The organism is Paenibacillus sp. sgz302148, assembly GCF_056120465.1.
Map to the genome: position 1 here is coordinate 353741 of NZ_JBVYOJ010000002.1, position 12213 is coordinate 365953.

Annotated in this window: 12 protein-coding genes and 1 pseudogene; 4 read left to right on the forward strand and 9 right to left on the reverse strand. The window is 56.6% G+C overall.

Translation table 11 applies throughout. The features are described from left to right. Positions 1 to 201 precede the first annotated feature (201 nt). The 3 genes and pseudogenes from AC0LWM_RS05220 to AC0LWM_RS05230 all read right to left on the reverse strand — a co-directional run. Positions 202 to 1011, reverse strand: a pseudogene (locus AC0LWM_RS05220) (electron transfer flavoprotein subunit beta/FixA family protein); the annotation flags it as partial. A gap of 277 nt (positions 1012 to 1288) precedes the next feature. After that, positions 1289 to 2890, reverse strand: a complete 1602-nt coding sequence (locus AC0LWM_RS05225) for an MDR family MFS transporter (RefSeq protein WP_474673892.1) — start codon at positions 2888 to 2890, stop codon at positions 1289 to 1291. A 47-nt stretch (positions 2891 to 2937) separates the two neighbouring features. Then, positions 2938 to 3405 (reverse strand): MarR family winged helix-turn-helix transcriptional regulator, encoded by a 468-nt coding sequence (locus tag AC0LWM_RS05230; protein ID WP_474673837.1) that lies wholly within the window; start codon positions 3403 to 3405, stop codon positions 2938 to 2940. A 205-nt stretch (positions 3406 to 3610) separates the two neighbouring features. Here AC0LWM_RS05230 and AC0LWM_RS05235 point away from each other — a divergent pair, with 205 nt between their 5' ends. Continuing rightward, positions 3611 to 4684 carry an ABC transporter substrate-binding protein gene (locus tag AC0LWM_RS05235; RefSeq protein WP_474673838.1) on the forward strand — a complete coding sequence of 358 codons (1074 nt, stop codon included), beginning with the start codon at positions 3611 to 3613 and terminating at the stop codon, positions 4682 to 4684. On the opposite strand, the gene AC0LWM_RS05240 is transcribed toward AC0LWM_RS05235, so the two are convergent. Both AC0LWM_RS05240 and AC0LWM_RS05245 read right to left on the reverse strand, forming a co-directional pair. Next, entirely contained in the window at positions 4681 to 4950 is a 270-nt protein-coding gene (locus AC0LWM_RS05240; RefSeq protein ID WP_474673839.1) for a zinc ribbon domain-containing protein, read from the reverse strand. The genes AC0LWM_RS05235 and AC0LWM_RS05240 overlap by 4 nt on opposite strands. A 36-nt stretch (positions 4951 to 4986) precedes the next feature. Beyond that, positions 4987 to 5544, reverse strand: coding sequence for a hypothetical protein (locus AC0LWM_RS05245; protein ID WP_474673840.1), 558 nt, complete (start codon positions 5542 to 5544; stop codon positions 4987 to 4989). A gap of 380 nt (positions 5545 to 5924) precedes the next feature. On the opposite strand from AC0LWM_RS05245, the gene AC0LWM_RS05250 reads away from it, so the two are divergent. Both AC0LWM_RS05250 and AC0LWM_RS05255 read left to right on the forward strand, forming a co-directional pair. Further along, positions 5925 to 6578 carry a PepSY-associated TM helix domain-containing protein gene (locus tag AC0LWM_RS05250; protein WP_474673841.1) on the forward strand — a complete coding sequence of 218 codons (654 nt, stop codon included), beginning with the start codon at positions 5925 to 5927 and terminating at the stop codon, positions 6576 to 6578. Positions 6579 to 6667: 89 nt separating this feature from the next. Continuing rightward, the gene (locus AC0LWM_RS05255; RefSeq protein ID WP_474673842.1) at positions 6668 to 7294 is read left to right on the forward strand and encodes a DUF3298 and DUF4163 domain-containing protein; all 627 of its coding nucleotides are present in this window, start codon (positions 6668 to 6670) and stop codon (positions 7292 to 7294) included. 105 nt (positions 7295 to 7399) lie between these two features. Here AC0LWM_RS05255 and AC0LWM_RS05260 read toward each other — a convergent pair whose 3' ends face one another. The 4 genes from AC0LWM_RS05260 to AC0LWM_RS05275 form a co-directional block, all read right to left on the reverse strand. Further along, positions 7400 to 7765: a DoxX family protein gene (locus AC0LWM_RS05260; RefSeq protein WP_474673843.1), complete on the reverse strand. Its 366-nt coding sequence runs from the start codon at positions 7763 to 7765 to the stop codon at positions 7400 to 7402. Between the two features lie 111 nt (positions 7766 to 7876). Beyond that, positions 7877 to 8332, reverse strand: a complete 456-nt coding sequence (locus tag AC0LWM_RS05265; RefSeq protein ID WP_474673844.1) for an RrF2 family transcriptional regulator — start codon at positions 8330 to 8332, stop codon at positions 7877 to 7879. A 212-nt stretch (positions 8333 to 8544) separates the two neighbouring features. Beyond that, complete coding sequence (locus tag AC0LWM_RS05270) at positions 8545 to 9837, reverse strand: MFS transporter (RefSeq protein ID WP_474673845.1); 1293 nt, start codon at positions 9835 to 9837, stop codon at positions 8545 to 8547. Positions 9838 to 9899: 62 nt separating this feature from the next. Beyond that, positions 9900 to 11246, reverse strand: coding sequence for an aminotransferase-like domain-containing protein (locus AC0LWM_RS05275; protein WP_474673846.1), 1347 nt, complete (start codon positions 11244 to 11246; stop codon positions 9900 to 9902). Between the two features lie 337 nt (positions 11247 to 11583). On the opposite strand from AC0LWM_RS05275, the gene AC0LWM_RS05280 reads away from it, so the two are divergent. After that, the gene (locus AC0LWM_RS05280) at positions 11584 to 12207 is read left to right on the forward strand and encodes a DJ-1/PfpI family protein (RefSeq protein WP_474673847.1); all 624 of its coding nucleotides are present in this window, start codon (positions 11584 to 11586) and stop codon (positions 12205 to 12207) included. Positions 12208 to 12213: the final 6 nt, after the last annotated feature.

Below are 12213 nucleotides of genomic sequence, written 5' to 3' on the forward strand. Positions count from 1 at the left end.
CGCTTCCGGTGCTACAGGTGTTTCCGACGCTACGGATGCTATCGCCGCTTCCGGTGCTACCGGCGCTATCGGCGCACTCGGCGCTTCCTGCGACTCCGCTACCGCCTGCAACTCAGACGGCTCCGCCTCCGCGGCGCTCCCTTCTGCCGCAACAGGCGCCGTACCTTCACCGGACCCTGGCGCGCCGCCGCTGCCCGCCCGCTGGAATAGCTCCTTCTTCTCCAGCATGATCGACAAGACGCGCTTCACCTGCTCCTGCGCGCTGCCCTGCAGCATTTCGCCGCCCTTCGGCTTTTCCGGCGGCCACACCTTGGCGACGATCGTCGGCGAACCCTTGAGGCCAAGCTGCGTCCGGTCGACCTCGCCCAGATCGTCCACCGACCAGACAACCGGCTTATACCTAGCCGCGCGCAGCATATTAGGTAGCGTCGAATACGGAATTTCGTTGATCTCCTTTTCGACCGAAAACAGACTCGGCAGCGTCGTCCGGATCACCTCGTAGCCATCCTCCAGCTTCCGGTGGACGATCGCATAACCTTCGTCCCGATTCAGCTCGACCACCTTCTTGACGTTCGTCAGCGGCGGAATGTCCAGCCGCCGCGCAATGCCGGGGCCGACCTGGCCGGTGTCGCCATCGATCGTCATTTTGCCGCAAATGATCAGGTCGATCGGCCTAGCCTTGCCGATTTTCTCCAGCGCCTTCGTCAGCGAATAGCTCGTTGCGAGCGTATCCGCTCCGGCGAACGCGCGGTCGGTAATCAGGTAGCCTTCGTCCGCGCCGATCTCGATGCATTTGCGAATCGCCTTCACCGCCGGCGGCGGGCCCATCGTCACCACCGATACGATGCCGCCGTAACGCTGCTTAAGCCGCACCGCCTCCTCCACCGCGTGGGCATCGTACGGGTTGAGGATGGCCGGGGCGCTGGCGCGATCCATCGTATTCGTCTTCGGATTCATCTTGATGATTTTCGTGTCCGGCACCTGCTTGATGCAGGCGACAATATGAAGCATCCGCGATCACTCCTTGGCAATGGGCTGCTAGAGCTGCGTAGGCCGCAGCTAGCACGCAACCTGTCGGACCGGGGTACGCGGCGCAAGCGGCCTCCGCCGCCCCGGCTTCGCTTGGCCTTGCCTCCCGCCGCTTCCGCTGCCGCTTGACAGGTTGTCTTTGCCACGCATATTCTTTACCACTTTATTTCCATAACGCCCGTCCTATGCCGGAAAAACGCAAAAAACCGGACGGAATCCCGCAGGACCCCTTCCGGTTCTTCAATTTGCTTTCATCCGATTAGATCGCGTGCTCCGCCACCTTCGGCTGTTCCCCTTTTTTGCGTTCCGCCAGCTTGATTTTGCCTAGCGCAAACGTTGCGACAGCACCCAGCACGACGAATACAAGTCCCCATAAAAAGACGCTATGCAGCGAGACGACAAGCGCATTCTTCATGATCGGCATAACCGATTTCAGAAAATCGGCCGGAATCGCTTCAAGCGCCGCCGGGTTCAATAAAGAGTTGAACAGCCCCTGCGGATCGGCATGCACGCCGGCTGCGAATTGATCAGCCACCGGCTTCAGTTGCTCCGGTTGATCCGACAAAACAGGCAGCAGTTCTTTGGTCAGCTCCTTGCCCGATTCGTGGTTCATGACCGCGCCCAGAATCGTCATCCCGAACGTGCCGCCGATCGAGCGGAAAAACTGGCTGGACGACGTCACGACACCAAGCTTCGATTGCGGGAAGCTATCCTGCAGCGCAACCGTCAGAATCGGCATCACAAGCCCCATCCCGACGCCGATGACGACCATATAGCTCATCGCCGTCAGCTTAGCGGTATCGATTCCCATCGTGTTCAGCAGCAAGAAGCCGCTCGCCATAATGAGCATGCCGATGACCATTTGCGTTTTGACGCCTAGCTTATATACGATTTGTCCGCCGATGATGCTTGCAATAATCATCGTCACCATCATCGGCGTCATGATCGTGCCCGATGCCGATGCGCTCACGCCCACCACGCCCTGCATGAATAGCGGCACGAACATAATGGCGCCGAACATCCCGACGCTCATCAGGAAGCCGATGCTGTTAATGACGCTGAACGTCCGATTTTTGAACAAATCCATCGGTAAAATCGGTTCCGCCGTACGCATTTCGATCAAGACGAACGCGATGAGCGCAACGGCTGCCAGAGCGAACAAGCCGATGATTTGCCACGAAGCCCAAGCATAGTCTTTGCCGCCGAATGTTAGCGCGAGCAGCAGGCTGACAACGCCTACGATCATCGTGAACATGCCGCCAATGTCGATTTTGACTCGGCCGGTTGATTGATGCTTCTTAAGTCCCAAAGCGACGAAAATCGTCGCGACGATCCCGACAGGCAAATTGACGTAAAATACCCAGCGCCAGTTCAGCGCATCGACGATCCAGCCGCCGACTTGCGGTCCGGCAATCGAGGAAAGTCCGAAAATCGCCCCGAACACCCCTTGCCATTTGGCCCGCTGCTTGCCGGTGAACATGTCGCCGATAATGATCATCGCCATCGGCATCATGACGCCGCCGCCAATCCCTTGCAGCCCGCGGAAAATAATCAGTTCCGTCATATTGTCCGTCACGCCGCAAAGCGCCGAACCGATCATAAAGATAATAAGTCCGGTTACGTAAATCGTTCTTCGCCCGAACAAGTCGGCCAGCTTGCCCGCGATCGGCACAACCGCCGTCGAGGTCAGCATGTAGGCGGTCGACAGCCATGCCATCAGGCTTAACCCGCCCAGCTCGCCGACGATCCGCGGCATCGCCGTGCCGACAATCGTGCCGTCGAGCGCGCCGAACAGCATCGCGATCATGAGGCCGGCAATGAGCATGCCGCGGTGGCGCGCCGGGTCTTGCCTTTGTTCCATCAAAGCTTCACTCATATTCTCTCTCACTCCTCTGTTTTCTTAAAATCTTATCTCAATTCATTTTGGCATCCGGATTCGCCGGGTTTCACAGGCATAACGCCGATCTTCTCGAACAGCGCCGCCAAAGTGTGCAGCTCCTCCTGCTCCAACTGCGAGAACATTCGCGTTGCGACTTCAAGTGCTTGCTGCTGCACCTGCCTCATTTTGGCCCGCCCGGGCTCGGTAATGGAGACCAACACGGCCCGCCTGTCGTTATCGTCAAATCCCCGCTCCGCCAGACCGTTATGCACGAGCCGTTCGATCATGACCGTAATGGCGCTTGGCTTGACCTCGAGCATGTCGGCAAGTTTCGTTACCCGGCAGGAGCCTTCCATCGTAATGATTTTGAGCAAATGAAACTGCGGCATCGTAAGACCGATTTCCTTCAGCCTCGGAACAAGTTCCCCGCCAAGTCTGCGGAACGTATTATCCAAAGCGGCGGCCAACCGTTCGTAAACGGGCTCGGAAGGATTCATCAGAAGCCCCTCCTTTCCTTTAGCGACCATATATTTTCACTATTTATTATTTAAACTATTTAACATTATAGTTGCATTCGTTTATTCCGTCAATTCTCCATATTCTTCCTCGATCTGGAATAAAATATATACCGACTCCGCATCCTACATAGATACGGCCGACGGGTCCCATATCGTTTTATTCGAGGAGTGCGAAAAAACGCAGATGATGTTCCGAATTTTCGTTCCTGTCATGACCTTGCTGCTTATGTTCATTATCATTGACGGCTACCTCGTTTCATGGCTTGAACGGGCGGCACCGCCCAACGTTTCCGCTAGGGCCGTTTCGGGCAATCCGTCCGAACGTCAGCCGCTTCAGAAGGTCAAAATATTGCTGAAATGGATTCCGCAAACGCAATTTGCGGGCATTTACGCCGCAAAAGACAAAGGGTTCTTCCGCGAGGAGGGGATCGAGGCGGAAATCGTGCCCGGCGGGCCGGACATCGTTGTGGAGAAGGAAGTAGCCAAAGGCCGCGCCGATTTAGGCATCACCGATGTAGGCAGCTTGCTTGTACATCGGGAGAGAGGGCTTAACGTCGTTTCGATTGCGCAAATATTGCAAAAAAGCGGCTTGACGTTGATCACGAAAACGTCAACGGGCATCGACACCCCGGCGGAACTGAAAAATCAGCAAGTCGGCGTATTCACGGGCAGTATGCAATATCCGGCGATTGCCTTTTTCGATAAATACGGGTTGTACCCCGACGATGTAACCATGGTCGATCAAGGCGAAACGATGGAGCCTTTCCTGCGCAATCAATTGAACATCGTATCGGCATCGTCATATAACGATGTGCTGACCGTGCTTGAAAACGGGTTTACCCCGAAGCAGATTCATGTTTTCGGGATGGAGGAAGAAGGTGTCGGCATGCTGGAAGACACGGTCATCGCCAAGACCAAGTGGATCGACCGGCATCGCAACCTTGCGGTCGGCGCTGTGCGGGCGATCCTTCGGGGGTGGCGGTATGCGCTGGCACACCAGGACGAAGCCGTCACTATGGTTATGCGGGACGTGCCTCAGGGCAGCACGACCAAAGCACATCAAGCCGCGATGCTGAAGGAAATCGCCAAACTGATCGTTCCGCCGGGAACGACGGTACGAGAAATTGGCGCACTCCGGGAACCGGCTTTTACAAAAACGGCCGCCATTGCCTATAAATATGGTTTGATCGGACAGCCGGTCGACGTAAAACAAATCTACGACGATTCGATTTATAGGGAAGCGAGCTCCAATCCCTAGTTCTGTTTCCACCGCTCCAGGCGATGGATGTTCATCGTGAACAATCCGGTCAGAAATCTCGGAAGTCCGAATTCCACAAGCTTGTCCTTCACGCGCGCTTTCATGCCGTCTACCGTCATATCGGGCAGCGTGAAACGTCCGTCCTCGTAGCAATGGCTGCAATATTTCACGCTCCGCGAGCCGTCGGCTTCCGTACCGCCGCCTTTCTCATCCCGCGCGAGCGGCATGCCGCAGCTCTGGCATTGTTTATATGTATTCGTGCTCATTTGTTGCTTTCACCCCCTTGCGAATGACCGTCCGGTTCAAAATGACGCGCCCGCTGCCTTCACCAGCGCCTTGGCCGCTTTTTTCACGGCCGGCTTGCCATGCTCCGCGTATTCGCGGCCGATCGGCAGCAGCCGCAGCGCAAGCGCCGGGGCGTGCGCCGCGACGCGGGCAAGTCCGCTCAGCACGCGCGCGGCATGCTTGCCGTTCCAGGCGAGCAGCGCCTCCTGCAGCAAGCCGCACGCCTGCTCGGCGGCGACAGCGTTCGCCTGTGCCGATGCGGCTGCCGCATCGATCGCGTAGTCGCGCACGATCGTGCTGGCATCGCTGCGGATCCGCTCCGCGATGGCAGGCAGCAGCGATGCCGTGCGGCCCGGCGCCATCGGCGTCACCAACGCGACGGCGTGCATCGCTTCCCAGCGTACCCGCGTCGTGCGGTGCGACAGCAGCGGCACCAGCGCGTCGTAATAAGGCGCCACGAGCTCGGCGCGCCGCTCGGCCACCTTCGTCAGCACCTCGGCGCAATCGTCCAGCAGTGCCGCATCTTTGCTCGTTAGAGCAGCCGCGATGTCGTCAATTAGCGCCGGGTTGTCCAAGCAAATCTCCGCTGCGGCCCGGTTCGCCGCTTCGGTCCGGTCTCCGACTTGCGAGCTCAATTGTTCGGTTATCGCATCTTTTTCCTCCATTGTACGTTGGACATAGGAATCCCGGAAACCACGGAACCGGGAGAAAACTCTGGCCTGCGACCAGAATCCTCAAGCTTAACCGGCATCCGCCCGCTGCCGAATCTCATGGGTGGATTGTATCACTGGCGTCAAGCTTATTCAACGGGAACCGTCAAGAGCAATGACGTGCAGCCGCCCTCTTTTCAGCAAGCTTTCAGCTAGGCCTCAGCCTATTTTCAACCAAGCTTCAGCTTCGTTTCATTTACCGCTGCAATAATTTAAGAAACGGAATGAAAGAGGTTGGGATCGATATGGCGAAAAGCAAGGTGTTAAAACAGAACCGGCAGCTGCACCTATGGGTCGGACTGCTCACATCGGTGCTCATTCTGATCGAAGCGGTGACGGGACTGCTCATGTCCGAGCCGTGGCTGATCGGCGGAGGAGGAGCCGGCGGGTTCGGAGGCGGGAGAATGCCGATGGAGATGAACGGCAGCTTCGGCTTCGATAACGGCAGCGGCAGAACGCTGCCGGGCACGGACTCCGGCAGCTCCGGCAGCTCCGGCGATACCGGCGGTTCGGGTGGTTCGGGCGTTTCCAGTGGCTCCGAAAGCTCCGGAGCTTCCGCGGTTGACCCCGGAGCAGACGCTTCGGCCATGACCGGCGGAGCTTCTGATGGCGGAACCGCCGCGGACGGCACAGGACAAGCGCTCGGGAGCCGGCGCGGTTTGAATCCCGGAGCGTTTGCCGGCGGAAGCCGCGAGGGTGGCGGCGTGATGGGATTCATTCGCCAGCTCCATGAAGGACGGATCGGGAATACGAACTTGAAGCTGTTCGTCGATATTGCGGCAATCGGGCTCATCGTGCTGACGGCCTCGGGCATCGTCATGTCCGTTCAGACGCTGCGGGCGCAGCGGAAGATGAGACAACGAACGGCAGCCGCGGATCATGACGCAGGCGGCTTATGAACATCGCGGCGGGAGGCGGAATAGGCTGATGTATATAGGCTGAATTCCGTAGTGTTCCTCGGAAGGCGGCCGAGGAAAGGAAGATGGCCATGGCCTATCAGCTCCCCGTAACGATTCATACGCGAACGATCCAAGCGCCGGGCATCACGATTTACATCCCTCATGTAGCCGGCTTGGCGAACCGTCAGGTGCAGCAGCAGATCAACGCAACGATCGACCGGATGGTTCAGGATATGCAAAAGCAGCAAATGCAAATATTCGAAACCGGCAGCTCGCATCGGGAGATGCTCGGCCATTACGAAATCAAGACGAACGAACGCGGCATTCTGAGCTTGATTCTGAGCAATTACGCCTATTCGTACCCGATGGCACACGGCAACACGATAGCCCGATCGTTGACCTTCGACGTGAATACCGGAAAATTATATTCGCTAAGCGACTTGTTCAAGCCGGGCTCGGATTACGTGAAGGCCTTATCGGAGCAAATCGCGGTTCAGATCAAGCAGCGGGATTTGCCGCTCCTGAACGGCTTTCGAACGATCAGACCGGATCAGGATTTTTATTTGGCCGACAAGGCGCTGGTCGTTTATTTTCAGCTGTACGAAATCACGCCTTATTACGTTGGATTCCCGATGTTCCCCATTTCCGTATACAGCGTCCAGTCCATCTTGGCCGAGCCCGGCCCGTTATCGACACTGGCCGCCGACCTCGCTTAATGAACTCCCTCAACAACAGTCTCTTGCGATTACGCCAAAAAACGCGGTTTGAAGCCAAAGCTTCAACCGCGTTGATTTGCCTGCATAGGATAAATCCGCCACTTCTCAAAAAAGATTGGACAACTCGCCGCGCTGCAGCAGCACCACCGCCAGCGACAGCAGGAGCAGAATGATCGACATCGCCATCTGCGATAGCGGATCTTTGACGCGTATGTGCACGATGACCGCGCCAAGCATCGTCACGGCAAGCCAAATCCCGGCGAGCGCCGCCCAAACCGGCAGCCAGATGCCAACGATCATCCCCGCAGCGCCAAGCAGCTCGACAAGACCTGTCACCACGCGGAACCATTGCGGCAGCCCCCATTTCCGGAAATTGTCCACGTGCATCTGGGCACCGGATATTTTCACGACCCCCGCCATAAGAAACATCAGCCCAAGCAGAGCCTCGATAATGATTGCAGCTACGTTCAACGTAACCCCTCCTAAACTGTTTTAAAACGAAGCACAGTTAATGCTATTAAGATACTATGCTCGATTCGCGTACAGTATACCATGGTAACTGTATTCCCTTCAAGCATAGTTTTAATGTTCGGATTTGAAACCTGCCCCTTCGACGCTTTGGATTAAATCAGCGATTGTTCGCTGCTCCAGTCCTTCCAATACCCGCTGCTCCATATCCGATACGATGTCCGCGAACGCCATTTGCATCTCCTGGCCGAACATGCCGTCCGAAGTCGTTTCCAGCAAGCCTAACGCCAGCAGTTCCGGAACCTGCACCGCGCGATACACGTCGGCCAGCGTAATCAGATCTGCCGGCTTTGCAAGCCGGTAGCCTCCGTCGCGTCCTTCCTTCGCTTCCACCAGATTGTGCTTCGCCAGCTGCGCCAGAACGCGCCTTAGCAAGGTCGCCTGCGACTCGAGATGCTCCGCCATCGTGCCGCTCGGGCAAACGTGGTTATCATGCGTCGCCAGAAACACAAGCGCCTGCAGGCCGTAGCCGAACCATTTCGGATTCGAGTCCTTTTTACTTGTCGTCATCGTACGCACCTCCTCCTTCATCTTGGCATGTTTCCCGCCCGTTTGCAAGCAGACACGCAAGCCGGGAGCCATAGATCGTACAAGCGGCCTGCCCGCGGTTCAATCGGGTTGGAAAGCAAAAAAACCGCAAAGACCGGATCCGTAATCGCACCGGTAACCCTCTGCGGCTGTAGCTACATAACACTTTTCATTATTTGGGTGAAAATAAGCCATCAAGGCGACGCAGGCCGGTCTTCCTTGGCCGACTCCTTGTAAAACATCGAAATGACGAAGGAAATCGCCAGCATCGCAATCGGGAAAATGCTGATCAAATACCGGAAAGCGGTCTCCGGGTCGGTTCCGGGGTCATCGCCGCTCTGGTATCCGAAGAAGATGCCGACGGTCCAGAAGGCGATCGCCGACAGAAACCCGCTCGAACGGTTGATGAAGCCGCCCACCGCGCTGTAGATCCCTTCCCGCCTCCGGCCGGTCCGCTCTGCGTCCTCGTCGACGATTTGACCGCTGAGAATCGCCGGCGTGACGAGGAATCCCGCAAGTCCGAAGCCTACGACGATGCCTGCCGCAATGCCGCCGAGCAGCCCTTGCGCGAACCACATCGGAACGACCGACAGTCCGTAAACGACAAAAGCGAATCTCCAGCTCCTTTTTCCGCCCATTTTGCGCACGATCCAGTACCATACGGCAACAAGCGGGATGACGGAGGCGAAAATCGAGGCGAGCAGAATCGACACCTGCGCGTCCGGGATTTTGAGCGCGTACTTGGCGTAGAACGGAATCGAGGAGCTCAGCAAGCCGTTTACCGTCTGAGCGAACGAATTCGCCAAGTTGAAAATCCAGAATTGCTTGTTTTTCAACGTTTCCCGGAACGCCTCCGCGAATCTGAGCGGCTTCTCCCTGCTCGCTTCCGGCGATTCCCGAACGGTCATCATGCACACCGCCATCAATACGGCGAACACGGTCGCAAACATGACGGACATCGCCGAAAACCCAAGCGCCGTATAAATGACCGGCGTGAGCGCCGATGCGATCAGCAAGGCCAAAATTTGAAACCCCTGTTGGATCGCGGACGCTTTGGCCCGTACCTGATCGCCCCGGAACAGCTCCGGGAACAACGCATTGTAATTGACCCACAGCACTGCGGAAACGCTTTCAAATAAGATGATCGCGGCAAAAAACCAAATGAACAAGCCCGTCCCCTTGAGCCCTTCCGGCACGGAGAACACCATGATGAAGACAAGCGCGAAAAAAGGGATTGCCGAGACGATCCACGGCTTCCTTCGTCCCCACCTCGTTCTCGTGCTGTCCGACCAGTACCCGAGGAACGGGTCGTCGACGGCGTCCCAGATCAAATAAATCGTCCTTGCGAGCGTCGCAAGCCCGACGCCCAAGCCAAGCTTATCCACGTAATAATAGCTGTAAAACGAAGTAAATGCTTGGCTCGGAATCATCATGGCCAGCATCCCGAGCGCATAAGTAAAAGGCGAGTTGATCCACGTTTTGTTCACCGCATCACCCTCCAGCGACGTGAAAATAACCGATCCTCACGAAGCGCCGGCCTCCGGCTAGGTCAACGCTTCCGCATACTTTCCAGCTCCTCGGCGATGATGGCGATCCCTTTCTCCATCTGCTCCTGCTCAAGCCCGATGACGCACAGGCGCAGCCGGTTATTGCGCTGAAATTCCGGCAGAAGCTGCCGGTCGACATTGGAGACGAGCACGCCTCTGCGCTGCAGCCGATCGATCAGTACCGACGCCTGAAGCGGTCTCGGCAGCTCCAGGGTGACGAATACGCCGGAGTCCGGACTGCCGTAAAGGGCAAGTCCCCGCAGCATCCGATCGCAGAGCGTCAGGAGATAAGCCATCTTATGGCGGTAATGCCGCCGGATCAGCGCGATATGCCGTTCGTACATGCCGCATTTTATATATATTTCAAGCGCCCCCTGCGATAGAACCGGTGTCGAAATATCCGCCGCTTGCTTATAACCGCGGAACAGGTTCACAAGCGGTCTAGGCAGCACCGCAACGGCCAGCCGCAAGCCGGGCATCGTTGTTTTGGAGAAGCTTTTGACGTAGATGACGCGGGACGTATCGTCCAGCGCATACAGCGGATCGGCTTTGCCGTCCGTCTCGAGGTCCGCGAAATAATCGTCCTCGACGATGTACACGTCGTACTGGGCGGCAAGCCGAACGATTCGGCGCTTCAGCTCCGTCGAATAGGATACGCCGAGCGGGTTCAGGAACCGCGGCACCGTATAGAAGAATCGGATCCTTCCGGTGCGAAACAGTGCCTCCAGCCGCCCCAGATCGATTCCCCGCTCGTCCCGCTCGATGCCTGCCATGGCACAGCCGTGCAGCTTCGCCGTTTCGAGGAAGCCGAAATACGTCGGCTGTTCCACGAGCACCGTGTCGCCGCCGTTCGGAAACGGCATGTGGGTGAGGATCGAGAACGCCTGCTGCGCTCCGGTCAGCACGCATAGCTGGTCGTCTCCGGCAAAAATCTGATGCTTTCGCAGATGCTTCTGCAGCTCGCGCCTGAGTGAGGGAATGCCTTGCGGCTCCGTATAGCCGAACAAGTCGCCGCGATATTGGGCTATGGCCTGCTGCAGACAGTGCTGGAACTCATGAAACGGCAGGAAAGCGGCGCTTGGCGTAGCCGAAATAAAATCGATGCAAGGATCGCTTGCAGCGTGCGAGTCGGTTTGTTTTTTCTCCACCATGTAATAGCCGCTCTTCGCGACGGAGTAGATCAGATGCTCCCGCTCCAGCGTCTGATAGGCGTGGACAACCGTATTCGGACTGCATCCGAACGCGGCTGCGACGTCCCGGACCGACGGCAATTTGCCTCCCGGGCGAATGTTTCCAGCTTTCATTTCCAGCAGAAGATGCCGGATGATGCGCTCATATTTCGTTTTCATGGCCATCTCACGATCCCTATCCCTATCTGTATTAATACACCTGCGCGGTTTTTTTCTTTGCAAGAAAAGCTTCTTATCGTAGTCTATTTGAGAAGATACATTCGTGTCTTACATGAAGCTTTTAACTGCGTTATATGTCGAAAACTTATAAATTCTATTATGGTCAGAAAGTTCAGCTCCGCTGAAAATTTACACTTTTTTGATATTGTAAAAATTCCGGACGATATACTTAGCTTATTATGGCTTGGATGGGCTTGTAAATATTCGGGCCGGCTTCTACACCTAGAGTGAAACCTTATACTTTCCTATATTTTAAGAAAAGGCAGGTGCTTCATCGATGAAGATTGCATTCATTTTGTTTGACGGAATGACGACGCTGGATTTTGCCGGATTTTATGATGCCGTTACCGAACTGAAAGGAATGTTTCCCGACAAAAACGTATCCTGGGAGTTTTGCGCCATGCAGGAGCAAGTAACGGACGATCGCGGATTAACCCTCTCGGCTAGCCGTGTTTCACCGGATTTGTCGGGTTTCGACCTGCTGTTCGTTCCCGGCGGCTTCGCCACGAGACAGCTGCAATTCGACGCTTCGTTCACTGCCTGGCTGCAAACCGCGCGAGACGTTCCGATTAAGGCGTCCGTCTGCACGGGAGCGCTGCTGCTGGGCGCAACCGGGTTCCTGGAGGGCAGGCAAGCTACGACAAACCCTTCCGCATACGACTTGCTCGTTCCGTATTGCGGACGTTTGGAGAAAGCACGGATCGTGCGCGACGGCAATTTGGTTACCGCAGGAGGCGTCGCCGCCAGCATCGATCTCGGCTTATACGTCGTCGAATGGCTCACCGATGCGGCCACGGCTGCCGCCGTTCAGCAGGCGATGGATTATCCGTACTACCGGCCGGGCCGCGTGGATAAGGCATTAGCGCTGGAGGTCGTTACGACGTATTCAGAAGGTGCTTAACTATAA

Coding starts and splice junctions, on each gene's coding strand:
- AC0LWM_RS05225 (WP_474673892.1), bottom strand. CDS start 2,890: ATGGAACAAAGGCAAGACCCGGCGCGCCACCGCGGCATGCTCATTGCC.
- AC0LWM_RS05230 (WP_474673837.1), bottom strand. CDS start 3,405: ATGAATCCTTCCGAGCCCGTTTACGAACGGTTGGCCGCCGCTTTGGAT.
- AC0LWM_RS05235 (WP_474673838.1), top strand. CDS start 3,611: ATGATGTTCCGAATTTTCGTTCCTGTCATGACCTTGCTGCTTATGTTC.
- AC0LWM_RS05240 (WP_474673839.1), bottom strand. CDS start 4,950: ATGAGCACGAATACATATAAACAATGCCAGAGCTGCGGCATGCCGCTC.
- AC0LWM_RS05250 (WP_474673841.1), top strand. CDS start 5,925: ATGGCGAAAAGCAAGGTGTTAAAACAGAACCGGCAGCTGCACCTATGG.
- AC0LWM_RS05255 (WP_474673842.1), top strand. CDS start 6,668: ATGGCCTATCAGCTCCCCGTAACGATTCATACGCGAACGATCCAAGCG.
- AC0LWM_RS05265 (WP_474673844.1), bottom strand. CDS start 8,332: ATGACGACAAGTAAAAAGGACTCGAATCCGAAATGGTTCGGCTACGGC.
- AC0LWM_RS05275 (WP_474673846.1), bottom strand. CDS start 11,246: ATGAAAACGAAATATGAGCGCATCATCCGGCATCTTCTGCTGGAAATG.
- AC0LWM_RS05280 (WP_474673847.1), top strand. CDS start 11,584: ATGAAGATTGCATTCATTTTGTTTGACGGAATGACGACGCTGGATTTT.